At 72.7% G+C, this 25,418-nt stretch carries 21 protein-coding genes; 12 read left to right on the plus strand and 9 right to left on the minus strand.

Going from position 1 to position 25,418, the window contains the following annotated elements:
* Positions 1 to 186: 186 nt before the first annotated feature.
* On the plus strand, positions 187 to 900 hold the full coding sequence (locus tag AC3CHW_RS16570) for a helix-turn-helix transcriptional regulator (protein WP_488466936.1): 714 nt from the start codon (positions 187 to 189) through the stop codon (positions 898 to 900).
* Positions 901 to 1,183: 283 nt separating this feature from the next.
* Here AC3CHW_RS16570 and AC3CHW_RS16575 read toward each other — a convergent pair whose 3' ends face one another.
* Entirely contained in the window at positions 1,184 to 1,591 is a 408-nt protein-coding gene (locus AC3CHW_RS16575; RefSeq protein WP_488466937.1) for a VOC family protein, read from the minus strand.
* A gap of 414 nt (positions 1,592 to 2,005) precedes the next feature.
* Between AC3CHW_RS16575 and AC3CHW_RS16580 the strand changes: the two genes are divergently transcribed.
* Both AC3CHW_RS16580 and AC3CHW_RS16585 read left to right on the plus strand, forming a co-directional pair.
* Positions 2,006 to 3,433, plus strand: coding sequence for a serine hydrolase domain-containing protein (locus tag AC3CHW_RS16580; RefSeq protein WP_488466938.1), 1,428 nt, complete (start codon positions 2,006 to 2,008; stop codon positions 3,431 to 3,433).
* Between the two features lie 457 nt (positions 3,434 to 3,890).
* Positions 3,891 to 5,297: an SGNH/GDSL hydrolase family protein gene (locus tag AC3CHW_RS16585; RefSeq protein WP_488466939.1), complete on the plus strand. Its 1,407-nt coding sequence runs from the start codon at positions 3,891 to 3,893 to the stop codon at positions 5,295 to 5,297.
* 264 nt (positions 5,298 to 5,561) lie between these two features.
* Here AC3CHW_RS16585 and AC3CHW_RS16590 read toward each other — a convergent pair whose 3' ends face one another.
* Complete coding sequence (locus tag AC3CHW_RS16590; protein WP_488466940.1) at positions 5,562 to 6,035, minus strand: GNAT family N-acetyltransferase; 474 nt, start codon at positions 6,033 to 6,035, stop codon at positions 5,562 to 5,564.
* A 21-nt stretch (positions 6,036 to 6,056) separates the two neighbouring features.
* Positions 6,057 to 6,494 carry a MarR family winged helix-turn-helix transcriptional regulator gene (locus tag AC3CHW_RS16595; protein WP_398610926.1) on the minus strand — a complete coding sequence of 146 codons (438 nt, stop codon included), beginning with the start codon at positions 6,492 to 6,494 and terminating at the stop codon, positions 6,057 to 6,059.
* A gap of 376 nt (positions 6,495 to 6,870) precedes the next feature.
* Here AC3CHW_RS16595 and AC3CHW_RS16600 point away from each other — a divergent pair, with 376 nt between their 5' ends.
* The gene (locus AC3CHW_RS16600; protein ID WP_488466941.1) at positions 6,871 to 8,169 is read left to right on the plus strand and encodes an MFS transporter; all 1,299 of its coding nucleotides are present in this window, start codon (positions 6,871 to 6,873) and stop codon (positions 8,167 to 8,169) included.
* Here AC3CHW_RS16600 and AC3CHW_RS16605 read toward each other — a convergent pair.
* Positions 8,159 to 8,662 carry a DUF2269 domain-containing protein gene (locus AC3CHW_RS16605; protein WP_381158594.1) on the minus strand — a complete coding sequence of 168 codons (504 nt, stop codon included), beginning with the start codon at positions 8,660 to 8,662 and terminating at the stop codon, positions 8,159 to 8,161. The two genes, AC3CHW_RS16600 and AC3CHW_RS16605, sit on opposite strands and share 11 nt — an antisense overlap.
* Positions 8,663 to 8,929: 267 nt before the next feature.
* On the opposite strand from AC3CHW_RS16605, the gene AC3CHW_RS16610 reads away from it, so the two are divergent.
* From AC3CHW_RS16610 to AC3CHW_RS16620, 3 genes are all read left to right on the plus strand, one after another.
* The gene (locus tag AC3CHW_RS16610) at positions 8,930 to 9,571 is read left to right on the plus strand and encodes an HAD family hydrolase (RefSeq protein ID WP_488466942.1); all 642 of its coding nucleotides are present in this window, start codon (positions 8,930 to 8,932) and stop codon (positions 9,569 to 9,571) included.
* Positions 9,572 to 10,612: 1,041 nt separating this feature from the next.
* Positions 10,613 to 12,289: a globin domain-containing protein gene (locus tag AC3CHW_RS16615; protein ID WP_488471077.1), complete on the plus strand. Its 1,677-nt coding sequence runs from the start codon at positions 10,613 to 10,615 to the stop codon at positions 12,287 to 12,289.
* A 75-nt stretch (positions 12,290 to 12,364) separates the two neighbouring features.
* Positions 12,365 to 14,428, plus strand: a complete 2,064-nt coding sequence (locus AC3CHW_RS16620; protein ID WP_488466943.1) for a pyridoxamine 5'-phosphate oxidase family protein — start codon at positions 12,365 to 12,367, stop codon at positions 14,426 to 14,428.
* An 86-nt stretch (positions 14,429 to 14,514) separates the two neighbouring features.
* Here the strand turns inward: AC3CHW_RS16620 and AC3CHW_RS16625 are convergent, their stop codons facing one another.
* The 4 genes from AC3CHW_RS16625 to AC3CHW_RS16640 all read right to left on the minus strand — a co-directional run bounded on the left by AC3CHW_RS16625 (position 14,515) and on the right by AC3CHW_RS16640 (position 18,504).
* On the minus strand, positions 14,515 to 15,039 hold the full coding sequence (locus tag AC3CHW_RS16625) for an NUDIX domain-containing protein (RefSeq protein WP_488466944.1): 525 nt from the start codon (positions 15,037 to 15,039) through the stop codon (positions 14,515 to 14,517).
* A gap of 229 nt (positions 15,040 to 15,268) precedes the next feature.
* The gene (locus tag AC3CHW_RS16630; RefSeq protein WP_187059757.1) at positions 15,269 to 16,174 is read right to left on the minus strand and encodes a LysR family transcriptional regulator; all 906 of its coding nucleotides are present in this window, start codon (positions 16,172 to 16,174) and stop codon (positions 15,269 to 15,271) included.
* Between the two features lie 467 nt (positions 16,175 to 16,641).
* Positions 16,642 to 17,874, minus strand: a complete 1,233-nt coding sequence (locus tag AC3CHW_RS16635; RefSeq protein ID WP_488466945.1) for a cystathionine gamma-lyase — start codon at positions 17,872 to 17,874, stop codon at positions 16,642 to 16,644.
* 252 nt (positions 17,875 to 18,126) lie between these two features.
* Positions 18,127 to 18,504, minus strand: a complete 378-nt coding sequence (locus tag AC3CHW_RS16640) for a phage holin family protein (protein ID WP_398610871.1) — start codon at positions 18,502 to 18,504, stop codon at positions 18,127 to 18,129.
* Positions 18,505 to 18,547: 43 nt separating this feature from the next.
* Here AC3CHW_RS16640 and AC3CHW_RS16645 point away from each other — a divergent pair, with 43 nt between their 5' ends.
* The 4 genes from AC3CHW_RS16645 to AC3CHW_RS16660 all read left to right on the plus strand — a co-directional run bounded on the left by AC3CHW_RS16645 (position 18,548) and on the right by AC3CHW_RS16660 (position 21,394).
* The gene (locus tag AC3CHW_RS16645; protein ID WP_277321085.1) at positions 18,548 to 18,865 is read left to right on the plus strand and encodes a cupin domain-containing protein; all 318 of its coding nucleotides are present in this window, start codon (positions 18,548 to 18,550) and stop codon (positions 18,863 to 18,865) included.
* Positions 18,866 to 19,413: 548 nt separating this feature from the next.
* Entirely contained in the window at positions 19,414 to 19,635 is a 222-nt protein-coding gene (locus AC3CHW_RS16650) for a DUF5326 family protein (protein ID WP_488466946.1), read from the plus strand.
* 385 nt (positions 19,636 to 20,020) lie between these two features.
* A complete protein-coding gene (locus tag AC3CHW_RS16655) occupies positions 20,021 to 20,854 on the plus strand; it encodes an IclR family transcriptional regulator (protein WP_488471078.1) in 834 nt (277 codons plus the stop codon).
* A 102-nt stretch (positions 20,855 to 20,956) separates the two neighbouring features.
* Positions 20,957 to 21,394 carry an SsgA family sporulation/cell division regulator gene (locus tag AC3CHW_RS16660; protein ID WP_187060338.1) on the plus strand — a complete coding sequence of 146 codons (438 nt, stop codon included), beginning with the start codon at positions 20,957 to 20,959 and terminating at the stop codon, positions 21,392 to 21,394.
* Between the two features lie 191 nt (positions 21,395 to 21,585).
* Here the strand turns inward: AC3CHW_RS16660 and AC3CHW_RS16665 are convergent, their stop codons facing one another.
* Positions 21,586 to 22,995 (minus strand): YibE/F family protein, encoded by a 1,410-nt coding sequence (locus AC3CHW_RS16665; RefSeq protein WP_488466947.1) that lies wholly within the window; start codon positions 22,993 to 22,995, stop codon positions 21,586 to 21,588.
* Positions 22,996 to 23,546: 551 nt separating this feature from the next.
* Between AC3CHW_RS16665 and thiC the strand changes: the two genes are divergently transcribed.
* A complete protein-coding gene (gene thiC / locus AC3CHW_RS16670) occupies positions 23,547 to 25,337 on the plus strand; it encodes a phosphomethylpyrimidine synthase ThiC (RefSeq protein WP_232544161.1) in 1,791 nt (596 codons plus the stop codon).
* Positions 25,338 to 25,418 lie beyond the last annotated feature (81 nt).

Here is a 25,418-nt window from a genome sequence, read left to right on the forward strand (position 1 = left end):
CGTCGTCATGGCCGGCGCGTGCTCTGGCCGGGCTGCCCACCTGGGACGCGTGGGGAGCCGGGCCGGCAATGTACCAAGGGGCCGGGGCGCGCTGACGCCCGTCGATACGAGGGGCATACCTGGTGTGACCTGCCCCTCGGACCTCCCGTTACGAGGTGCGGGTCGTTACCGAGGCATGCTGGTGGCATGTACCGAGAGTGGCGCTCGCGACATGCGGGGACGGTGGTGTGGGAGCGCCGTGCCGGAGCTGGGACGGGCGGCGTCGCACGGGTGTTGCCCGACGGGTGCACGGACCTGATCTGGTCCGCGGGCCGGCTGCTCGTGGCGGGGCCCGACACCCGGGCGCACCTTGTCGTCGACCGGCCCGGGGCGGCGCACACCGGGCTACGGTTCGCGCCCGGCGTGGGCCCGGCCGTGTTCGGCCTGCCCGCGTCGGCGCTGCGGGACGAGCGGGTGCCCTTGGACGAGGTGTGGCCGCGGGCGGAGGCCGCACGGCTGGCCGAGCGGATGGCGGCCGTGCCGACGGCGGCCCGGGCGCAGGCGTTGGAGGGGGCCGTCACCGAGCGGCTACGGGCCGGGCGGGCGCGCGACGGACAGTCGTCGCTGCCGCACGCGCGGGTGGTACGCGGGTTGCGCGCCGGTGGCACGGTTGCCGCCCTGGCGCGGGACATCGGGCTCAGCGAGCGGCAGCTTCGGCGCAGGTGCCTGGACGCGTTCGGATACGGGCCGAAGACCCTGGCCAGGGTGTTGCGGATGGGCCACGCGCTGGAACTGGCCCGTGCGGGTGAGCCACTTGCCCTGGTAGCGGCCCGTGTCGGGTACGCGGATCAGGCGCACCTCGCCCGGGAGGTGCGCGCGCTGGCGGGCGTACCGGTGACGGAGCTGCTGGCCGCCGACTAGCAAGCCACGGCGGGGCGCGTCGCGAGGGCGCGCGCCGATGCGCGGGCGCCCGCGTGCGGGCACCCCCACGCTGGGCACAGCCCGCACGCTCAACCCAGGCCACTCAGATCATCCAGATCATCCGGATCATCCTGGTCACCCAGATCATCCAGGTCAGCCCACCACCCAAACCGCCGGGCCGTTCATACCCCTCCTACCAGGTCGACAGAGCAGGAAGTCGACAGAGAAGAAGCGACAGAGCAGAAAACCGCAACGGCACCCAGACAAGGGTCGAGCGCGCCTCTTAGGACGCCACCGCACCCGACGGAGCGAAGAGGTCCACCGTGTTTCCGTCCGGGTCGCGGAGAACCGCGTACCGCTGCCCCCACGGCGCGTCCCACGGCGCCTTGTGACCGGCGTACCCGTCCCGCGTCAGCTCCGCGTAGAGCGCATCGACCTCGCCCGGGCCGTCGCACAGAAACGCCAGGCCAAGCCGGTGGCCTCCGCCCTGCGGCGGGGTCCAGTCGGGGTCGAAGGACCGTACGGTCGCCACGGTGTCCCAGGCGATCCGCGTTCCGCCGGGCAACTCCGCCTCGACGTGCGGTTGGTCGTCGGCGTCGGCCGGGATGCTGAGGCCGAGGCGGCGGTAGAAGGCGAGCGTGGCGGCCATGTCGTCCACGACCATGCCGATGAGATCGAATCGAGGTGTCATGCGGTCACGTTAGGCAGGCGCAGCGGGCAGGGTCTTGAAGGAATCGGACGTGTCCCGATCGCAGGGCGAACCGTACGCCTCGCACGTGCGACTCCGATTCGCCGCCGCGCCACCCACCCGCCGAGCTGCCCACCCGTCGAACCACCGAACCACCGAACCACCGACCCGCGCGACCCGACTCGGCTCTACGACGCGCCCGGTTGACCGGGCCGGGAGACGGGGCGCACGGCCGGCCGGACGACCGAACAGATGGTGAAGCGAATCACCGAGTGAATCACCAAGCAGATCACCGAGCGAATGACCAGGTGAATGACCAAGCGAACGCCGTGCCCCGATTCTCGGTGTCGGCGTGGGCGACCCGGTGGCTAAGGTCCGAGGTCGGGACCCGCAGGTTCGATCGCCGACAGGAGCACCATGACCGAGACCGCCCCGTTCGATGAACTCCTTCCCGCCACTCGTCGCGCCCTGCTGCACCGCCTCGCGGTCGGGCAGGCCGAGGGTCGCACCCCGTCACTGGTGGGGGCGGTGGTGCGGGACGGACAGTTGGTGTGGTCGGGGGCGCGGAGCGCGCTGGCCGATCAGGTGCCCGACGCCGACACGCAGTACCGCATCGGCTCGATCACCAAGTCGCTGGTGGCGGTTCTGGTGATGCGGCTGCGCGACGAGGGGTTGCTCGATCTGGCCGACCCGATCCGCGCGCACCTGGCCGACCGGCTCGCGGCGGAGGGGGCCGATCCGTCCGTGGGCGACGCGACCATCGCCCAACTGCTGGCCCATCGCAGCGGCCTCGCCGCCGAGGCGCCCGGCCCGTGGTGGGAGCGGACCCCGGGTGACCTGCGCCCGGAACTGGGCGACGTGTTCGGCGAGCGCCCCCACCGCCACCCCGCAGGGCACACGTTCCACTACTCCAACCCCGGATACGCGCTCCTCGGCGCCCTGGTCGAGCAGTTGCGGGGCGCCCCGTGGGACGAGGTGCTGCGCCGCGAGGTGCTGGTGCCGCTCGGCATGACCCGTACGTCTGCCACGCCCGAGGCCCCGCACGCGAATGGCTGGGCGGTGCACCCGTGGGCGGACGTGATGCAGCGCGAGGCCGTCGAGGACATGGGAGTGATGGGCCCAGCGGGGCAGTTGTGGTCAACGGTGACGGATCTGACCTGCTATGTGGTGTTCCTCGCGCAGGGCGACGACCGCGTGCTCAGTGCCGCGACGCTGGCCGAAATGCGCCGGCCCGCCAGCGCGCCGGAGGGTGCGGCGTGGGACGACAGTTACGGGTTGGGACTACAGGTAGTCCGCAGGGACGGGCGGCTCCTTTTCGGCCACACCGGTTCCATGCCCGGCTTCCTCAGCACGGTGTGGGTCAGCCCGGACGAGAACCTTGCCGGCGTCGCGTTGGCCAACGCCACCTCGGGACCGTCCATCGCCACCCTCGTCGCCGACCTCATCGGCATCGTCGCGCAGCACGAACCGCCCGTCCCCGAGCCGTGGCGCCCGCTGCCCGACGTGGACTCGGAACTCCTGGCGCTGACCGGCGCCTGGTACTGGGGCACCACCCCCTTCCTGCTGCGACTGCGCGCCGAACGCTGGCTGGAACTCGCCCCGTTGCGGGGCGGCGGGCGCGGCTCCCGCTTCCGCCCGGAGCCGGACGGCACCTGGATCGGACTCGACGGCTACTACGCCGGAGAGACGCTGCGCGTCGTGCGCACCGAACAACCGAGCCGCACCGGAGCCACGGACCCGGAGACCCACCTCGACCTGGGCACCTTCGTCTTCTCCCGGAAGCCCTACGAGCCTGCGGAGTCGGTCCCGGGCACGCTCGACCCGGAGGGCTGGCGCGGCTTCTGACCCCATCCGACCGAAGCCGATCGCGTACGGGACGCCGACCGGAGCCGATCGCGTACGGGGCGCGCCTGCGCACTCCACCGGTCACACGGACCCGTACGACACGGGCCGCACGCCCCACCCCGGCTGCGCACACAGCCCCGACCACAGACCCACGGACCCGAGCCCCCGAGCACCCGCAGGTCCGCCACCCCGCCGCCCACCGCCGCGGCGGGGTGGTCGCGGTCAGAGATCGTCCGGCCAGGCACACATTCGCTGGTCAGCGCCTCGCGCGCGCGAGGGCGCGCAGCCTGACCCTGACGGTGGTACGCAGCGCGGGCGTACGCACGGCCGTCCTACGCGCCGGCGGTGGCTGGGTGGCGCGCCCGGCGCACCAGAGGCTGTTCCCCAGGCGGCTCGCGAGGCCACCGCGGACCCACCGCACTCGCGCCGCGCCCCATCCCCACCCAGGAGGACAGCCATGCGTTCCGCGTCGTCGCGTCTTGCCATCTCGCTCGTCGCACTCACCGCCGTGCTCGCCACATCGGGCGTGGCCGGCGCCCGCCCCCGGGCCACGGCCACACCGCAGACACCATCCGGCACAACCGATACGGATCGCGCTCGGGCGGCCACGACCTGGTCGGCGGGGTGGGTGGCGCCCGTGCAGCGGCCGAGCGCCGGCTTCGAGGAGAACTGGTCCGAGGCCGGTTTCGACCGCCAGACCGTGCGCCAGGTCGTACGGGTCACCGGCGGCGGCAGCGCGGCGCGGATCAAGCTCTCCAACCGCTACGGCGAACGGCCGCTCAGGATCTCCGGCGCGACCATCGCACGCAGCGCCGGCGGCGCGGCCGTACGACCCCAGACACTGCGGAAGCTGACGTTCGGCAACCGCCCGTCGGTGACGATCCCGGCCGGCGGCGAGGGCGCGAGCGACGCGGCCCCGCTGCGGGTCAGCGCCTTCGACACGGTGACGGTGACGCTGTACTTCGCCGAGCCCACCGGCCCCGCGACCTTCCACGCGCAGGCGTACGCCCACAGCTACCGCGCGCGGGGGGACCACCGTGGGGACCGCACCGGCTCCGCGTTCGGCGAGCGCACCCGCTCCTGGTACTACCTCTCCGACGTCGAGCTGACCGGCGACCGATCGACACACACGCCGCATTCAGGGCGAATCGCCGACCGGGCGGGCGGCGGTGCCAACCCCGACGCTCCCGAAGCCTCCGACGGCGCGTCGCGGCCCGGCGCGTCCCGGCGGGGAGCCGTGGTCGCGTTCGGTGATTCGATCACCGACGGGTACGGCTCCACCGTGGACGCCAACAAGCGTTACCCGGACCAACTCGCCGAGCGCCTGTCGGCTGCCGGCCGAGCGCGCCCGGTGCTCAACGCGGGGATCGGCGGAAACCTGCTGCTCAACGACTCGGCCTGGTACGGGGACCGGGCCCTGGACCGCTTCGAACGGGACGTGCTGGACAAGCCCGGGGTGAGTTCGGTGATCGTCTTCGAGGGGCTCAACGACATCGGTTTCAGCGAGGTGGACCTGCCCACCTACAAGCCGAATCCGCAACTCTCCGCCACACAACTGATCGATGCCTACCGCGAGTTGATCGCCCGAGCCCGTGCCAAGGGGGTGCGCGTGGTGGGCGCGACGATCCTGCCGTTCAAGGGAGCGGAGTACCACACGCCGCGTGCCGAGGCGAAGCGGCAGCAGATCAACACGTGGATCCGCACGTCCGGCGAGTTCGACGCGTACGTCGACTTCGCCGCCGCGCTGGCCGACCCCGCGGACCCGTTGGCGCTCGACCCCGCGTACGACAGCGGCGACCACAAGCACCCGAACGACGCCGGCTACCGCGCGATGGCCGAGGCGATCGATCTCGACACCATCTGAACGACCGCGACCACTCGCTTACGCCCCGCCGCCCGCCCGCTTACCCACACTGATCGCCCAGGGTCCCCGGAATGTCGCTTCGGCCCGCCGTCCCGACGGCGGGCCGAAGCCCGTCCCCGTTCCGGCTCGATCCAGCCCCCGTGCGGCCTGGCACGGCCCATCGCACGCACGACACTTCGGCCCGACCCGATCCAGCCCGGCCCCATCGGTCCAACCCGGCCCGGCCCGACTCGTTTTCGACCGTTCCGGACCGCTCCCGACCGTTCAGAGTTGCAGCTTGAACCCGAGGTGGGACGCCTCGAAGCCGAGCCGCTCGTAGAAGCGGTGCGCGTCGATGCGCGTCGCGTCCGAGGTGAGTTGCACCAACTGGCAGCCCGCACGGCGTGACTCGTCGATGGCCCACTCGATCATCTGGGTGCCGAGCCCGCTGCCGCGCTCGTCGCCGTGGACGCGCACTCCCTCGATGATCGAGCGGGTCGCGCCGCGCCGGGACAGGCCGGGGACGAACGTGAGTTGCAGCGTGCCCACCAGGCGACCGTCGCGGACGGCCGCGAGCAGCCACTGGTTGGGGTCGGCGGCGATCCGCTCGAAGGCCGCCTGGTACGGCGTGAGGTCGGCGGGCGACTCGCGCTGGGCGCCCAGGGCGTCGTCGGCCAACATCGCCACGATGGCGGGAAGGTCCTCCGCCTGTACCCGCCGAAACTCGACCGTCGCCCCGGACTGCTCGAAATCGCTCATGATCCGGAGGCTACGCCCCGGTCATTCGGGTTTCGATGTCGGCCCCAAAGTACGGACAGCCGTGACCAAAGGCGCCAATTCGGGTCGCTTGGCGGCCTCCTGGAGGGCCTCTCGCAGCGCGGCGTCATGCACCGGCCGCGCTCGCTCCAGCAGCTTCCGGCCATCGTCACTGACGTCCGTGTAGATGCCCCGACGGTCGGTCGGGCAGAGGTAGCGGACCAGCAGGCCACGCTCCTCCAGCCGACTGACCAGGCGCGTCGTGGCGCTCTGGCTCAGTACGACGACGTCCGCGAGCTGGTTCATGCGCAGGTGGCCGCCCTCGCCGTCGTGCTGTTCGCTCAGCACGTCGAGCACGGAGTACTCCCGCACGCTCAGCTCCGCCGCGGCCTCCAGCGCGCGCTCTATGTGCGCCTCAAGGCGGCTGTGCAGCGCGGACAGCGCGCACCAACTGTGAGCCAGGGCGCGCCCGGGCGGTGCGGGCGGGTCGTCGCGCTCGGCCTCCGGCGCGTGGCCCGATTCCCGCGTGTGAGCCGACTCCCCATCCGCCGAGGGGGAGCGTGGCGAGGGGCTGGCGGTCCTGGTGGGAGTCTGGTCCGTCCGCTGGGCGGCTGGGGCCGGGGCCTGATCGCGGTCCGGGTGACGGGCCTCGCCCTGGTCCGCGGTCTGCCGGAAATCCGTGGCCGAGCCGAGCTGGTGTGCCATGAGACGCCCCCTTCGGTGTCGTACGAACCAGGATAGGCCACCCGTGAAATAGCCCGCGCTTGCAATTAACCCGCGTCTGCAATTATTGTGTGTGCTCGTACCTGCTGTGCGCAACTTTTTGGGGGATGCCGTTATGCCGCTCGCACTCCTGGCCCTTGCTATCGGTGCCTTCGGCATCGGCACGACCGAGTTCGTGATCATGGGGCTGCTCCCCGAGGTGTCGGACTCCTTCGGGGTGTCGATCCCGACCGCGGGCTTCGCGGTCACGGGGTACGCCCTGGGGGTGGTGGTCGGGGCGCCGTTCATGACGGCGATCGGCACGCGGCTGACCCGCAAGCAGATGCTGCTGATGCTGATGGGCCTGTTCATCGCGGGCAATCTGCTCACCGCGCTGGCGCCGGCGTTCGGCGTGCTGCTCGTGGGGCGGGTGCTCGCCTCGTTCACGCATGGGGCGTTCTTCGGTGTCGGCTCCGTGGTCGCCGCCGACCTGGTGGCCCCGAACAAGCGGGCCGGCGCCATCGCCAGCATGTTCATGGGGCTGACGCTCGCCAACGTCATCGGTGCCCCTCCCGGCACGCTGATCGGTCAGCACGCGGGTTGGCGCGTCACCTTCTTCATCGTCGCGGCGCTCGGGGTGCTCGGTCTGCTCGGCATCGCCAAGCTGGTCCCGGCCCGTCCCGAGCCGGCCACGCCCGAGCTGCGCAAGGAGTTCGGCGCCTTCCGTAACCCGCAGGTCTGGCTCGCCATGACGATGACGGTGCTGGGCTTCGGCGGCGTGTTCGCGGCCATCACCTACGTCACGCCGATGATGACGGAGACCGCGGGCTTCGCCGAGTCCAGCGTGATGTGGCTGCTCGCGCTCTTCGGCGTCGGCATGGTCGCCGGCAACGTGATCGGAGGCCGGTACGCCGACCGCCACGCGATGCCGCTGCTCTACGCGAGCCTCGTCGGCCTCGCCACGGTGCTCGGGTTGTTCACCCTCACCGCCCACCACAAGGTCCTGGCGGCGATCACCCTCGTGTTGATCGGCCTCTTCGGCTTCGCGACCGTGCCGCCGCTCCAGAAGCGGGTCATGGACCACGCCGCCGAGGCTCCCACCGTGGCGTCGGCGGCCAACATCGCCGCCTTCAACCTCGGCAACGCACTCGCCGCGTGGCTCGGTGGGCTCGTCATATCCGCCGGCTTCGGGTACACGGCGCCCAACGTGGTCGGCGTGGGCCTGGCGCTGTCGGCCCTGGGCGTCGCGGTCTTCGCGGCCTGGCTGGAGCGCCGGCAGGACGGTGAGTACCGGGCCCCACGGAGCCGCGTCGTGCGGACGGGCGGGCCGGCGACGCCGGGCGCGGAGGCCGAGACCGCCGGGGCGAGCGGCCCCGCCGTGCGGACGTCGGCGGGCGACGCGGCACCTCACCCGGCGGCGGACCTCACCACCTGACACGCCGGTGCCGGCGGCCCCTGGCCGTCAGCCCCCAGGGCTTGAGCACGGAGATGGCCGTGATGAACACGTAGGTCGCCAGGGCCACCGCGGGCGGGATGATCACGTCGGCCGGGTTCGCCACGTGGCCACCGGCGCTCGCCTGGGCCGCCACCTCGTTGATGTGGCCCCGCAGGGCGAACGCGGACAGCCCCGCGGTGGCGAGGTTCAGCCAGAACTTCGTGTAGACCCAGCGATGCCGAGCGAGCCCCCAGGGCGTGCCCAGAGCCAGGACCAGCCCGCTGACCAAGGCCAACAGGCTCAGCGGAATGACCAACCAGTCGCCGAACACCTTCATCGCCCGGTACGCGGCCTCGGCGGCCTCGGCCGAGTCGGTGGCCGCCCCCGCGATGGCGAGGGTGAGCAGTCCGCATGTCACCCCGAGCCAGCCGACGGAGACGACGACATGGACGACGAGAACGGCACGACGGGTGGGTCTGGTGAGCTGACGCATGTTCCCCACGGTGCCGTCGCCAGCCCCGCGCGGCGTCGCACAGCGGGAGTATCCGCGGGGCCTCCACGGGGAGCAGCCCGCCCGCCACCGACGTTCCGGCCCGACCTGCCCACGGCCGGCGAGGCCAGGCGCGGGGCGCGCCACGCGGACAAGGCGGGCGAGGCGGGCGAGGCGGCAAGGGGAGAAACAGAGAGAGCGGCACGACGAAGCGGCCAGAGGAACAAGGAGGCGGTGCCACGGCCCGCGGTGCGCTTACGCTCGGCAGACATGACCAGACTCCATCTGTTCGACCTCGACGGAACGCTGATGTACGGGTCGGCCGCGCCCGTCGAGATCTCTCGACAACTGGGCCTTGAACAGGAGATCGCCGACCTGGAGCGGGCGTTCGCGCGCCAGGTGCTGGCGCCGCCGGAGTTCGCCCTGCGCGTGCGCGAGTTGTGGGCGGAGCTCACGGAGGAACAGGTGGCGCTCGCGTTCGAGGGGGCGCCGTGGCTGGACGGAATACGCGAGGTATGGGCGGATATCACGGCGCGCGGCGAACGGTGTGCGGTGATATCGCTGTCGCCGGACTTCTTCGTGCGCCGCCTGCTGGAGTGGGGAGCGCACGCGACCTACGGTTCGGTGTTTCCGGCCGTCCCCTTCCGGGAGCCGGTGCGACCGGACGGCATTCTCAATCCGGCGGCCAAGGTGAAGATCGCGGATGAACTATGTGAGAGATTCGGGGTGACGCGGTCGGAATGTGTGGCGTATGGAGACTCCATGTCGGACGCCGAGCTGTTCGCGGTGCTGCCGACATCTGTCGCGGTCAACGCCGACCGGCACCTGGCGGGGATCGCCTCATATGCCTATGTGGGGCGCGATCTGCGCGACGCGTACGAATTGACCAGCAACCGCCGCCCTCTGCCCTGATAAGACGGACATAAGGGCCGGCTAGCACGGGACTTGTGCATTCAACCGGGGCGGGTATGGTCAACCCCGTTCGAACGCAAGAACGCCATCGGCACCCCCGTGGGGTACACCGGTGAGCCCAGCCTAGCGGGAACGGGAGTACGGGAACCGGGAGTTCAGGCTATTGCCGCGGGCCGTGGGCGAGGGGTGCCACGCTGGCCGACGAAGCGCCACGCACCAGGGCGTATCGCCGCTTGGGTCGGGGAACGCGGAGCGCGACGGCCGGCAGGGGAAGGGCGGTACGCGTGAGAGGTCTGAGGCACGGTTCGGGAACTGGCCCCCGCACGATATGCGTGAGATGTCAGGGGGTCGTGATGCGAGTGGGCGGCGCGGACCGCCCACCGTACGTGTGTCGCTGAACAAGGGGTCCCCCGGACAGGGAGGGAGAGGGGCGGCGGGACCGAGAGAGCGTGCGGTGTCGGTGGCTCGCCGTGACGGCGGGTGAGGCCGCGACGGCCAAGACCGACAGCGACGCAGACTGACGAAGTCCGGCAGAGAGATGTTCGAGGCGAGGCAACCATGAACGCTCCGACCACCACGTCAGCCGACGACAGCGAGTCCGGTGGTTCTGGCGACACCCATGGCGAGAACCGTGAACGAGGCTGGTTCACTCCGACCAGGCAGGTAGCCGACGCACCCGCCCGGGGCCAGCGCGGCCCGGCGAGCGCGGACCCGGCGAGCGGCCCGGACAACGGGGCGGCACCGCGCGCGGCGACCGAGGCCGAGGGCGCGCGAGCCCGCGGCCGTTCCGTGGCGGCCATCAGGCCAGTGGGTCGCGGGGCGAGCCAGGGTGCCCCACCGCCCGCGCCGCGCCCCGACCCGTACGAGGCGGCCCCGGCACAGCAGCGGGAGCACCAGCGCGCCGCCGAGCCGCACCAGCGCGGGGCGGCGACCGGCGCGGCGGCGAGCCCGGCCCACCCCGGTTCACCCGGGCACCCGGACGCGGGCCCCGCCGCGTCGCCCGCCGAGCGTGACGTACGCCTGACCGGGTCGGTGCCCGCGATGCGCCCCGCGCCGGAAGTGGAGGCGATCACCGCCGGTTCCGCGCCGCGCTCCTCGCCCGCGCCCGCCGTCGGGCGGGCCGCCGATGCCGCGCTGGCCCCTACGAGCCGCGCGGCCGGCCTCGTGCCCGCGACCGAGCGGGCGGCGGCCCCCTCGCCCACCAGCCCCACCGCACCAGCCGGACGCCCCTCCGTACCGACCGACCGCCCCGCCGCACCGGCCGGTGAGCCGCGCGCGGCGGCGCGTTCGGGAACGCTGGAAGGGGCTGGTCAGTCAGGTCCCGACGGCCTGCGGCCGGTGCCGGCGCGCCGTCCTGACGGCGGCCCGGAGGCGAACCGCTCCCCCGACGCCACCCCCGTCTCCGACGCCGCCCGCTACGCCGGCGGTGCCGACATCGCCCTGCGCGCCGCCGCGGTGCCGCCGCCAGGTGTCGGGGAGCCGGGGCCCGGTTCGCCGCTGAGCCGTCCGGGGTTCGGTTCGCCGCTCGGCGAGGAGCCGGCGGGTCATGCCGCGCGACCGGCGGGGGCGTTCGCGGACCTGCCGGAGAGCGCGTCGGCCGACACCCAGCTCATCCGGCGCACGCTGTCCGAGATCGAGCCCATCTCGGACAAGGTGACCTCGTACTTCTACGCGCTCCTCTTCCTCAACCACCCGGAGCTGCGGGAGATGTTCCCGGCGGCCATGGACGCGCAGCGCGACCGGCTGTTCAAGGCGCTGCTCACGTCCGCGCGGCACGCCGACGAGCCGGCGCTCCTCGAGGAGTACCTCACGCACCTCGGCCGGGGCCACCGCAAGTACGGCACCCAGCCGGAGCACTACCCGGCGGTGGGCGAGAGCCTGCTCGGCGCGCTGGCCCGGTACGCGCCGAACACCTGGGGCGAGGCGGCGGAGGCCGCGTGGGTGCGGGCGTACACCACGATCTCGCAGACGATGATCGACGCCGCGGCCGAGAACGAGCTGCACGCGCCGGCCTGGTGGCAGGCCGAGATCGTGCACCACGAGCTGCGCACGCCCGACATCGCGGTGGTCACGGTGCGCCCCGACCAGCCGTACCCGTTCCGCGCCGGCCAGTACACGAGCCTGGAGACGCCCTGGTGGCCGCGGGTGTGGCGGCACTACTCGTTCGCGTCGGCACCGCGTTCGGACGGGCTGTTGTCGTTCCACGTCAAGGCCGTCCCCGCCGGTTGGGTCTCCACCTCCCTGGTGCACCACGCCAACCCCGGTGACGTGATCAAACTCGGCGCTCCCGCCGGCTCGATGGTGGTCGACCACGAGACGGACAACGGACTGCTGTGCCTCGGTGGCGGAACCGGCATCGCGCCGATCAAGGCGCTCGTCGAAGACGTCGCCGTACACGGCAGACAGCGCCCGGTCGAGGTCTTCTACGGCGCCCGCAGCGACCACGACCTCTACGACATCGAGACCATGACGCGCCTTGCGCGCGAGCATCCGTGGCTTTCGGTGCGCCCCGTCATATCGGACGGGCCCACCAGTGGACTGCGCGGACCGCTCCCCGACGCGGTGCGGAAGTACGGGCCGTGGAACGCCTTCGACGCCTATCTCTCGGGACCGCCCGGGCTGATACGCAGCGGCGTGAGCACCCTGCGCGGAATCGGCATACCGCGACACCGCATCCGCCACGATTCGCTCGAGGAACTGGTGGGGGCGCTCGGTTAGCCGACGGCGCGGCGACGGTGCGGGGCGTGAAGGCGGGGGACGAGGAGCGAATGAGGACTCGAAACTGTGGAATACGTGGAGATCGGACCGGAACGCACCGTTGAGGGCACACCGGACCACCAACGGGAAACCGCGCCCGACGGCGAACGCCGCATACACGCGGAATCCGATCGGGACGCCCCCGGCCAGCCCGAACAGGCATGGGGCAGTCGTGGCGAGCGCGTGTTGCAGGAACGGCTCGGCAGTGAGGAAAGGGCCGAGCGGTTCTACGACGAGCAGATGCTCGGCTACCTCAACGCGCGCATGCGGGAGTTCGTGCAGCGCCAGGAGATGTTCTTCCTGGCGACCTCGGACGGCAAGGGCGAATGCGACAACACGTTCCGGGCCGGATCTCCGGGATTCCTCCAGGTGTTGGACGACCGGACCGTCGCCTATCCCGAATACCGGGGAAACGGCGTCTTCGCGAGCCTGGGAAACATCGAGGAGAACCCGCACGTAGCCCTGTTGTTGCTCGATTTCCAACAGGACCGGATCGGCCTGCACATCAACGGTCGGGCCCGGGTGGTCGCGGACGACGACATGCGCGCCGAGCGCCCGCACCTGCCGGTCGACCCGGTGCCGGGCCGGCGCGCCGCGGTGTGGGTCGAGGTGACCGTCGACGAGGCGTACGTGCACTGCTCCAAGCACATCCCGCACCTGGCCAAGGTGGAGCGCCCGCCGCACGGCGAGGGGCGGGCCTGGGGAACGGACGACAACCGGCGCAAGGGCGGCGACTACTTCGGTACGGCCGCCGCCGCGCGCGCCCGCCGCGGCCAGGACCGTCGCGGGCCGGGCCGAGGCCGCAAGCAGGACCCGCGCCCGGCCTCCGCCGACCGCGCCTCGGAGCCCCGCCCCCACGCCCCCCACGCCTCGCAGGTCCCTCACCAGCCCCAGCCCCAGGCGCCCGCCCCGCACGGAGACGAGCCCCGAACACCCGCTGCCCCGTACCCCCAAGACCAGCCGCTCACCCAGCAGCAGCCTCCACACCAGCGGCAGCCTCAGCACCAGGACCGGCCTCCACACCAGGGACAGGACCAGCACCAACACACGCCGGCCGTGGGCGAGCGTCCCTGGGACGAGTTCGCCGAGCGGCGGCGAACACAGGGCCAGGACGAGCCCGCCGCCCAGCCGCAGAGCCAGGACCAACCTCACGTCCAGCAACAACCCTGGGGACCAGCCGACTTCTCGCAGCAAGCGTGGGACCGGCCCACCGCCCAGTTGTCCCGGAGCCAGCTCACCGGTCACCGGCGCTCGCAGGGTCAGGCGTCCGGTCGGGCGGCGGCCGAGCCCTCCGTGCCTGCCTCATCCGACGACGCCCGTGGCGGGGACGACCTGCCGACCGCGCCGCCGCCCCCGCTCGACGCGCAACGCCGGGACGCCTCCACGGCCGGCGCCGCCGAAGTCGTGGGATGGCCCCCGCCCCCACCGCCCCTGAGCGACCCACCACTTCCGAACGACCCGCCGCTCCTGAGCGATCCCCTCCTCGTAACCGGCCCCCCGTTGCCGCCCTGGCCCCCGGCGCCGCCGTCGTCACCCGCAGCAGGTGCGCTCGCGCCGCCGCAACCTCCGCACCTGCCGCAGCCGCCCCCCCTGCCCCAGCTCCCGCTCCTGCCCGAGCCGCCGGCTCTGGCCCCGGCCCCCCTGGCGGGGTTCGCCCAGCCGGCGGGCTCGCCCGGGCCGTTGGCCGGTGGCGTACCCGAGGAGGCTCAGCCGCCGGTCGGCACGCCGAACCCGCCCGTGCCGGCGATCGGTGCGGGTCCGGACCAGCGGCGGGATCGTGACCCGTGGGAAGGGCAGACGGTTCGGGACGAGGGCCGGCGCCGGCACTGGGACCAGGACCGGCAGGTGTGGCAGGAGACGGTGGAACGGGTGCTGGACCGCGCGCGGCAGCCGCTCGCGGCCGGGGAGGCGGAGCGGGAGCCGTTCGCGGGCTGGTTCGTCGAGCCGCACTCCGCGCCCAAGCCCCCGCTCAACGCCGACCACCCCGCGACGGGCCACGCCCCGACGGACCACGCCCCGACGGGCCACACTCCGGCGGGCCACTCACCGACGGATCATTCCCGCGTCGGCCCGCGCCCATCAGGCCCGTACCCCGCCTAACCTCCGGGCGACCCGCCTAACCACGGGGCGGGGAGCCACAGGGCAAAGCGGTCCGGGGCGAGGCGCGTCGGCCGGGGCGAGGCGCCTCAGCCGAGGTCGCCGGCGAGCAGCGCCCGTACGCCCTCGATGTTGGCGTCGAGGTAGGCGCGGAGCGACGGCGGCACCACGCCCACCGAGGCGATGCCTTCACGGGTGAACGGCACCCGCACCACCTCGTACTCGCCGCGCGGGGCGTCCACCTCGGGGCCGTGCCGCCTGGACAGGTCCATCGAGGCGAGTCGGCAGGCGAAGAAGTGCTGGACCTTGACGCCCTGGTCGGGAACGCCCTGCTCGGGGAGGGTGTCGCGGGCCGCGTCGATCGGCACGGTGTCCACGAAGGCGGGCACTACGTCGGTCACCTTGGCGCCGAGTTCCTCGTCCATCTCGCGGTGCAGGGCGTCGATGACCGTCGGGTCCCCAGGCTCCACGCCGCCACCCGGCGTGATCCAGTACGGGGCCTCGCCGGGCTTGGTCCGCTTGATCAGGACGAGTTGGGGCGTGGCGTCGGCGTCGAGGTCGCCGTCGAGCAGGATGGCGCGGGCGGTGCGCTTGACCACAGGCCGTTCGGTCATAGGGGAGGTCTGCCGCGCGCGCCGCCTCGCGAAACCCTTCCCGGCCTGGTAGAGCCCGCGCACCGGCGCCCGCCGCACCCTCCGCGCCCGCCGTGCACTCCGCTCCCCCGGCCGTTCCCGCCGGCGCCGTTCGACCGCCGACTGCTCGCGCGCGGCCCCCGCGTACCAGCCGGCCCAGCAACCGGCTCCCCGGCCCGTACCCCGCGCCCCCCTCCCCGTACCAGCCGGCTCACCAGTCGACGGCGGCGCGGAGTAGCCACTCGTGGGCGCGGGCGAGGTGCGGGGCCGGTGAGCCGGTGCGTTTGACCAGGAAGTACGTACGGAGGGGCGGCACCGGTGGGTCGATGAGCGCCACCACCTCGCCCTTGTCCAGCGCCTCCATGCACAGGTAACGCGGCAGGACGGCCACCCCCGAACCCGCCATCACGCAGGCGAGCACGGCCCGCAGGTCGGGCGCGATGATCGTGGCGGAGGCGGTGACGGGCGCGTCGAACACGGCCGCCCAGTACGAGGTGACCAGCGGCAGGCTCTCGTGCACCTCGACCATCGGCACCGGCTCCAGCGCGCGGTGCAGCACCGCGGGGCCGCCGCCCGCGCGCAGCAGGGACGCGCCGAGCCGGGCGGCCCAGCGCGGGGCGGCGACCAGTACGTGTTCCTCGTCGCACAGCGGCGTCGCCGTCAGCAGTCGGCCGCGCGGTTGGACCGTGGTGATGGCCAAGTCGTACTGGTTGGCGGACAGGCCGGTGAACATCTCGTCGGCGGTGCCGAACGCGGCGCGGATGTCGAGGCCGTCCAGCGCGAGGTGGGCGAGCGCGGGCAGCACGCGCAGGGTGGTGAACTCCGGCGGCCCACCGAGGTGCAGCGTGCGCCGGGCGGTGACGTCCGCGCTGTCGGACTCGGTGATCTCCAGGAGCGCGTCGATGTGCGGCGCGGACCGCTGCGCGAGTTCGTCGGCGGCGCTGGTGGGGGTGACGCCACGGGCCTTGCGGATGAAGAGGGGGCGCCCCAACTGCCGTTCCAGCGAACGGATCTGGCCGGTGACGGCCGGCTGCGACAGCCCGAGCAGTGTGGCCGCGCGGGTCAGCGAGCCCGCGCGGTAGACCGCGATGAACGTACGGAGCAGGGCCAGGTCCATCGATTCCCCTCAGTATTGGTCGCCCCGCCGTACCCCAACTATAAATATGTCGATAGCTTCATGTCGCTAGGGTGATTGGACACTGACGCAGAGTCAACTAGCCTAGGTCGCGCGGTTCGATGAGCGTTGAACCGTGGCTGGCAGAGCCACGAGGGGGGAGGTTCTGCCAGCCTGCACTGCCTTCAGGCCGGCCGCACCCGAGCCCGTCAGACCTGGTCCCGTCGGGCCTGAGCCCGCCGGATCTGATCACGCCGGACCCGACCACGTCGCACCCGAGCCCGCCACCGCGTGGGTGGGCCCGACTCTCGTGAGTCCGCCACCTCCGCGCACCCGCCGCCCGCGACACCCGTCCCCGCGCGGCCATCGCGGCCATCGCGGCCATCGCGGCCACCCAGCGGCAGCCGGCACCACGCCACCGAACGCCACCACCCCCCACGCCTCACATCCCCCTGCGCTCCGCCCCTCTCCTACTCCGCGGCCCCGTCGGCCGCCGCGTCCAGGGCCTGCCGTACGTCCGCGAGGAGGTCGGCCGTGTCCTCCACGCCGACCGAGAAGCGGATGAAGCCCTCCGGTACGTCGTCCCCGCCCCACCGTTCGCGCCGCTCGGCGGTCGACCGCACGCCGCCGAAGCTCGTCGCGTCGCTCACCAGGCGCAGGGCGCCCAGGAACCGTTGGGCGTGGGCGCGGTCGGGGAGGGCGAAGGACACCACGCACCCGTAGCGACCGTGCCGCATCTGCCGCTTCGCCACCTCGTGCGCGGGGTCACCGGGCAGGCCGGGGTGGCGTACGCCGGTGACGTCGGGCCGGTCGAGCAGCAGGCGCGCCAAGGCCAGTGCGGTCACCGCCTGTCGGTCGACGCGGAGTTGGAGGGTGGCCAGCGAACGGTGGGCGAGCCAGGTCTCCATCGGGCCCGGGACGGCGCCCACGCTCTTGCGCCAGGCCCGTACGTCGGCGGCCAGCTCGGGGGTGCGGCAGGTGACGTAACCGAGCAGCAGATCGCCGTGGCCCGTGACCGCCTTGGTGCCGCTGGCCAGCGAGAAGTCGGCGCCGAGCGCGAGGGGGCGCTGGCCGAGCGGGGTGGCCAACGTGTTGTCGACCGCCACCAGCGCGCCCTGCTCGTGGGCCGCCTTGGCCAGCCGCCGGACGTCGCACACGTCGAGGTTCGGGTTGGACGGTGTCTCCAGCCACAGCAGCCGCGCCCCGTCGAGGAGCGAAAGTTGCGCGTCGCCGCCGGTGGGGGCGGTGCGCACGGTGATGCCGTAGCCGGTGAGCCGGTCGCGCAGCGCGTGCAGCAGGTGGTAGCCGTCGGAGGGCAGCACGACGGTGTCGCCTTGGCGCAGTTGTGAGAAGAGCACGGCCGACATCGCTGCGGCACCGGAGGCGAAGACGACGGTCTCGGGTCGCGGCGGCGAGTCGGGGGCGGTCGGATTCGGTTCGGCGGGGCACTCCGGTTCGGCGGGGCACTCCAGTTCGGTGAGCGCCCGCTCAAGAAGCGTCCAGGTCGGGTTGGTGTCCCGGCCGTAGGTGTACGGGCCGCCCAGCGGGTCCGCGTCGCCGGGCAGGTGGAAGTGGGCGGCGAAGACCGGCCCGGGCAGCGTCGGCTCGTACGCGGCCGGCTCGGGCAGCCCGGCCCGCACCGCGCGCGTGCCGTCGCCGCGCGCCTCGCCCCGCGCGGTGATCTCCTCGGATGGGTCGCCCATGGTCCGCTCCTTCCGTGCCCTCGCGAGGGCCGCTCGTGCGTCCGCGTCCTGCGGCGTGTGCTGCGTGTCTCCGGCCCCCGCGCCCGGCCGGGTGCTCCGACCCGCTCGGGTGCCCGCGCCTCATAGTGGGCGCCCCGCGCCCCGGGCCGGGCCGCGGGTGGCGCGCCCGCCGGTCCGCCGGCCTGCGGGGTGGCCCCGGGGCGGCGTCCGGAGGGCCGTCGTCCGCGGGTGACGCCCGGCTGCGCCACGGGGTCAGTCCCGGTCGGGGAGGGCCGCGTTCAGGGCCCAGGAGACGATCGAGATGATCAGCGCGCCGACGAAGGCGGCACCGAAGCCCTCCACGTGGAAGCTGAGGTCCATCGTGTCGGCCAGCCACGAGGTGAGCATCAGCATCAGGGCGTTCACGACCAGCGTGAACAGGCCAAGCGTGACCAGGAACAGCGGAAACGAGAGAAACTTCACCACCGGCTTGACGACGAAGTTCACCAGCCCGAAGAGCAGGGCCACCAGAATCAGGGTGACCGTCTTGCGGCCGGTGTTCTCGCCGGTCAAGGTGATGTCTTCGAGTAGCCAGATGGCGACCCACAGGGCCGCCGCGTTGGCGAGCGTCTTTACTACGAAATTCCTCATGGAAGCGATCGTTGCAGATGAGACAGCAAGGGGTGGAGAGGGCATGAAGGCGTTCCGGCTGGACGAGCTGGAGGCGGAGCGCGCCGCCAACGAGGGGGCGTACCTGCAGTTCCTACGCGAGCGCAACATGTCCGTGGGGCTGTACGCGCTGGACGCGGGCAGCACCGATCCGCAGCAGCCGCACCGGCAGGACGAGGTGTACCTGGTGGTGAGCGGGCGTGCGGCGATCACCGTGGGCACGGAGACCACTCCGGTCGCGCGCGGCAGCGTCGTCTACGTGCCCGCCGGTGTGCCGCACAAGTTCCACCACATCTCGGAGGACCTGCGGGTCATGGTGGTCTTCTCGCCGCCCGAGAGCTGACCCGACGCGCACGACGCGGGGCGCCCCGGCCTGGGGCGCCCCCGCCCGCCGCGCCGGCTGGCCGCCCCGCCCCGGGGTGCCCGGCGGAACGGCCCCGCACGCTCCGATCGCCGTCGCGTGCCTCCGGGGGACCGGTCGCCCTGGCTTCCATCGACGCCGCGTTCCCCGGCCCGCTCGCTGACCCTTCCGCGCCCCCTGCCCGCCTCCGCGCCCGCCTCCGGCCCCTCGCCGCCGCCCCGGCCCGCGCTCTCCCGCACCGCCCGGCCGGCGGGCCCGACCCTGACGGCCCCCGAGCCGCGACCACGGCCCCTCGTCCCGGCCCCCACCAGGCCGGCGGCCGTTCCGTCGGGACGTCGCCGGGTACCCGACGTGGTCCGTGGGTGCCAGGCGGAGGCGGTGGACCCGTAGGGGACGGGTCAGGGGAGTACGGGGGCCGTCCGCGCCCCACGGGCCGCCGCGCCGCTCTAGCATCGGGAGTACGAGGGGGAGACCAGCGAAGCAGCGAGATCACGGGATCGAGCAGGGCGAACAGAAAGCAGGGAGCCATCGTGGCCGCGAAGCAGATACTCCAGGGCCTTCCGTGGTGGGTGAAGTGGGTCGTCGTGCCCCTTCTCGTCATCGTGGTCTTCGGCGGTCTGATCACCAGCGTCGTCGGCTTCGTCGCCTGGCTGTTGTTCCGGGCGCTGCTGTTGGTCGCCGTCATCGGTGGCCTGGTCTACGCGGTGCGTAAGTTCACGTCCTCCTCCCGGTCATCGCGCGACGACTGGTAGGGACCCGCGCGACGGCTGGTAGGGACCACGGCCCCCCTGGTGCAGACCTTCAACGGCGCGTTCTGGCCCCGGACATGACGCATTGCGCGGCAACCCACCACTTACCTAACCAGAAGCCCATCTTCCGGTTAGAGTGCGGAAACGTTGCGGTCCGGCCCGAGCCCCGACGGGCGCGAGCCGGATGACGCAGCGCGGTGGCGGGGGCGGCCCCCGCCCGGCGGGTGTACGCCCGCCCGCAGCCCTGGGGGTGACTGTGGTGTCAGCAGGCACGAGACCGCCGCGCCGACCGGTCCACAACACGGGAACGCACCCGCGTACGCGTGCGGCCGACGAACCGTCCCCGCCCCGCGCGGGGGCGGCTCACACCGCCTCGGAACCGACCCTCATCAGCTCCGTTCAACGCGCGTTACGCCTCCTGGAGGCGGTCGGCGCGCACGAGGACGGGGCGCCCGCCAAGCAGTTGGCGCGCGAGGCGGGCCTGCCGCTACCGACCGCGTACCACCTGCTGCGCACCCTCACCCACGAGGGCTACCTCCACCGCGAGAGCGGCCTGTTCCGTTACGGCGACGCCGTCCGAAGACTCGGCGCCGGCCGCACGGGGCTGCCGGCGCCACCCGACCAGCCAGGAAAGCCCGACTACCAGCCCGGCAGCCAGCCCGACTACCAGCCGGGCAACCAGCCAGGACAGTCCGGCTTGGTGCCGGGCCCGGCCGACCGCCTTGCCCGCACGGTCACCGCGCTCGCCGGCGAACTCGGAGTGGCCGTCTACTTCGCCGTGTACCGCGAGGGTGAGGTGGACGTGCTCGCCACCGCCGACGCGCCCGGGGCGCCAGCGGTCGAAGAGTGGGCCGACTTCCGGCAGACCGCACACGCGCACGCCATCGGACAGTGCTTGCTGGCCCAGCTCGACGAGGCCGAACGGGCCGACCACTTCGCGCGCTACCCGGTACGGGCCCTCACCCCGTACTCGGTGCGTGACGAGGCAGGATTCCACCGCCGGTGCGCCGCGAGACGGCCGCTTCAGCCCGTCTGCGAGCGGGAGGAGTACGCGCTCGGCACGGTCTGCGCGGCCATCCCCCTGATAGCCGGCGAGACGGCGGCGACCTTGGCGGTTTCCACCCCCCTGGCCCGAGCGGAACGACTCCGCCCCGCTGTCGATTCGCTACGCTCCAGAGTCGGAGCGCTTATCGGCTCCCTGTCGTTCTCTATCAGTATCTGAAAACTCACTCCTTGTGATCCGCTGAGTGTTAGCGGACGATGGCGTCAAGAGGGCCAGGTTGGCTGAAACCTGGCCATTCCCACCGACTCGGGGCGGCGAACGATGCGTGACACAGTCCAGGCAGAGGTGACGATGACCTTCCTCGTCTCGGAGGAGCTCTCCTTCCGCATTCCGGTCGATCTCGGCTACGACAAGGCCGATCCTTACGCGGTGCGGTTCACCTTCCACCTTCCCGGCGACGCCCCCGTGAGCTGGGCGTTCGCCCGTGAGTTGCTCCTCGACGGGCTCTGCGGGCCCATCGGCGAGGGGGACGTGCACATCTGCCCAACTGGCCCGGACGAACTCTCGGATGTGCTGATCCGGCTCCAAGTCGGCGCCGAGGGAGCCCTGTTCAGGGTCGGCGCGGCCCCGCTGGTGGCCTTCCTGGACCGGACGGACCGACTGGTTCCGTTCGGTTGCGAGGAGGAGGCGAGCGATCCGGCCTGCAGCCTGGACGCGGTGTTGGACCGCATCCTGGCGGGAGACCGTTACGCAGGGTGAGGCGGGGCGCCGCTCACGGTGAGTTGCCTGGACGTTTTTTCGCCTGGGCCCCCGTAGGCGCTACGTACCCGCGCCCCGGCGGCCCTTCGAGCCCCCCACGCACCCAAGTGCGCCACCGGCCGCCGGCCGCCGCATCCCACCCCCGGCGGCCCCCGCGCCCGGGCCCCGGCGGCCCCCGCCTCACCTACGCCCTACTTCGCCCGCCGGCGGCGGCCCTTCCCGCGCCCCGGCAGGCCCGCGCCACGCCCGGCCGGCGCGCTCGGTCCGGGGCCGGCGTTCGGCGCCGGGGCGGGAGCGGGGTCGGCACCGTCAGCCCGCCGGCCGACCGACGCGCCGGCCCCGCGCCCCCCGCCCGCAGAGCCCGTCCCGCCCGCAGAGCCCGCCCCGCCGGCCGTGGCCGGCACGCTCGCCGGCGTGCGGTCCGCGGAGACGACCAGCGCCGCGAGCAGGGTGGTCACCGGTACCGAGGCCACCAGGCCGATGCTGCCGACCAGGGTCCGCACGATCTCCTCGGCGACGATCTCGCTGGTCGCGACCGTGCTCACGCCGCTGTCGGCGATCGAGAACAGCAGCAGCAGCGGCAGCGCGGCGCCCGCGTAGGCCAGCACCAGCGTGTTGACCACCGACGCGATGTGGTCCCGCCCGATGCGCATGGCCGCCGCGTACAACGTGCGCCAGTGCGCCGACGGGTCGGCCTCCTTGAGTTCCCACACCGCCGAGGTCTGAGTGACGGTCACGTCGTCGAGGACGCCGAGCGAGCCGATGATGACGCCGGCGAGCAGCAGGCCCTGGATCTCGATGTCGGGGTAGAGCCCGTGCACCAGGCCGGTCTGGTCGTCGGTGTTGCCGGTCAGATGGGCCCAGCCGATGAACAGCGAGCCGAGCAGGCCGATCAGCAGCAGCGAGATCAGCGTGCCGAGCACCGCGACGGAGGTTCTGGCGGTCAGCCCGTGACACATGTACAGCGCGACCAGCATGATCGCGCTGCCCCCGACCACCGCCACCACCAGCGGGTTCGAACCCTGCAGGATGGCGGGCAGGATGAACAGCGTCAGCACGCCGAAGCTGATCGCGAGCGCCACCAGCGCGAACACCCCGCGCAGCCGGCCCACCGCCACCACGGCCAGCGCGAACAGCCCGGCCAGCAACGCCATCGGCATCTCCCGATCGACGTCGGAGACCGAGTACTGCAGGTCCTTGGGCGCCTTGGGGGCGTACGCCAGGATGAGCTTCTGGCCCTTCTCGTACTGCCGGGACGCGGACGGCTGCACGATCTCGGGGAACGTACGGCCCTTGTCCTTGCCCGACGTCACCTCGATCGTGGCCTTCTCGCACATCTCGTCCTTGGCCGCGCCGCCCGCCGCCGGGTCGCCCGACTGCTGGCCGGGCGGGGGCTGTTGCGGCTGGGCGTGCACGTCCGCGCACCGCACCTGGTCGATCCGTACCACCCGCCCCGACTCGGTCGTCCGGTCGAAGCCGAGGCCCGAATCGCCCTTGTGGCCCGGCGCCCCGCCCGGCCACAGCACGGCGAGCCCGACGGCGACCGCCACGCTGAACGGGATGAGCACCGCCGCGATCACCTTGCGCAGGTGCCGCGACACCGGAGCGGCGGGACCGTGCCCATGGCTGTGCCCATGCCCATGCCCGTGCCCATGCCCATGCCCGTGCCCATGGCCACGGCCGTGCCCGGACCCGTGTCCGCTGCCGGACCCGGGCCCGGGCCTGGGCCCGTGGTCCGATCCGTGGTCGTGGCCGGCGGGTTCGCCGTCGAACCCGGCTCCCCCCGCGGGCCGTCCGCCGTCCGCGCCCGGCTCCGCGGGGCCGGGCGGTGGGGACGACGGTGGCGGTGGGGGGAGGCCGGGGCCGGGTGGCTGCCCGGGGGCGGGCGGCCCGGCGTGGGGGTGTGGCCGCCGCTGGGGCCCTGGCTCGGTGGGAGTCATGGTCCGATCATCGCAAGGCCCCCTGGCCCAATCCGCCGGGGAGCGGCTAGCGTGGTGGCACCTTTGCAATCGCGGGAGCTCGGAGCACCGGGCTGAGAGGGCGCTGACCTCCGTACGGGACGACCGGTCGACACCGGCGAACCGCCAGCGGAAACGGCTGCGTCGACCGCCGAACCTGTTACCGGGTAATGCCGGCGTAGGGAGTAGGTCTCATGACCGCATCTGACGCACACACGCCTGCCTCCGTTGAGGCGAACGACACCGACGGCACGCCGCGCGACATCGGATGGCACAAGGGCTATCTGAGCGGCTCACGCCCCGACCTGCGGGTACCGGTGCGGCGAGTGCACCTCACCAACGGCCGAGACGTCACGCTGTACGACACCTCGGGCCCGTACACCGATCCGAACATCGACACCGACGTGCGGCGCGGGCTGCCGCCGCTGCGCGAGAACTGGATCATCGGCCGCGGCGACACCGAGGAGTACGCCGGCCGGCCGCTGCGCCCCGAGGACGACGGCATCAAGCACACCTCGCCGCGCGGCGGGCTCAAGAACCTCGACGCGGTCTTCCCCGGCCGCCCCCGCCAGCCCCGCCGGGGCCGCGACGGACAGGCCGTCACCCAACTCGCCTACGCGCGCCGCGGCGAGGTCACGCCGGAGATGGAGTACGTCGCGCTGCGCGAGAACGTCTCCCCCGAGGTGGTCCGCGAGGAGATCGCCGCGGGCCGCGCGGTGTTGCCGGCCAACGTCAACCACCCGGAGATCGAGCCGATGATCATCGGCAAGCGGTTCCTGGTGAAGGTCAACGCCAACATCGGCAACTCCGCCGTCACCTCCTCCATCGAGGAGGAGGTGGAGAAGATGACCTGGGCGACCCGCTGGGGCGCGGACACGGTCATGGACCTGTCCACCGGCCGCAACATCCACACCACCCGCGAGTGGGTGCTGCGCAACTCCCCCGTGCCGATCGGCACCGTGCCGCTCTACCAGGCCCTGGAGAAGGTGGACGGCCGGGCCGAGGAGCTGAGCTGGGAGATCTACAAGGACACCATCATCGAGCAGGCCGAACAGGGCGTCGACTACATGACGGTGCACGCGGGCGTGCTGCTGCGGTACGTGCCGCTCACCGCCCGCCGCAAGACCGGCATCGTCTCGCGCGGCGGCTCGATCATGGCGGCCTGGTGCCTCGCGCACCACAAGGAGAGCTTCCTCTACGAGAACTTCGAGGAGCTGTGTGACATCCTCGCGGCGTACGACGTCACGTTCTCGCTCGGCGACGGGCTGCGCCCCGGCTCCATCGCGGACGCCAACGACGAGGCGCAGTTCGCCGAGCTGAAGACGCTCGGTGAGCTGAACTCCATCGCCAAGCGGCACCACGTGCAGACCATGATCGAGGGCCCGGGCCACGTCCCGATGCACAAGATCAAGGAGAACATCGACCTCCAGCAGGAGATCTGCGAGGAGGCCCCGTTCTACACGCTCGGCCCCCTGACCACGGACATCGCGCCCGCGTACGACCACATCACCTCGGGCATCGGCGCCGCGATGATCGCCTGGTGGGGCACCGCGATGCTGTGCTACGTCACGCCCAAGGAGCACCTGGGCCTGCCGGACCGCGACGACGTGAAGACCGGCGTCATCACGTACAAGATCGCCGCCCACGCCGCCGACCTGGCCAAGGGGCACCCCGGCGCCCAGGAATGGGACGACGCGCTCTCCGACGCGCGGTTCGAGTTCCGCTGGGAGGACCAGTTCAACCTGGCCCTCGACCCGGACACGGCCCGCGCCTTCCACGACGAGACCCTGCCGGCCGAGCCCGCCAAGACGGCGCACTTCTGCTCGATGTGCGGGCCGAAGTTCTGCTCGATGAAGATCTCCCAGGACATCCGCCGCGAGCACGGCGGCGCCCTGGACGCCGCCGCGGCCGAGGCCGGGATGGCGGAGAAGTCCCGGGAGTTCGCCGCCGCCGGCAACCGGGTGTACCTGCCGATCGCCGACTGACCGACCACCCCCCGAGCGCCGTCCCGACCCACCCGGGACGGCGCTCGGGCGCGTTCACGGGCCGGAATCGGGCGGCCGTTG

The sequence above is a fragment of the Streptomyces sp. MGP-BFMKR1 genome (assembly GCF_057766585.1).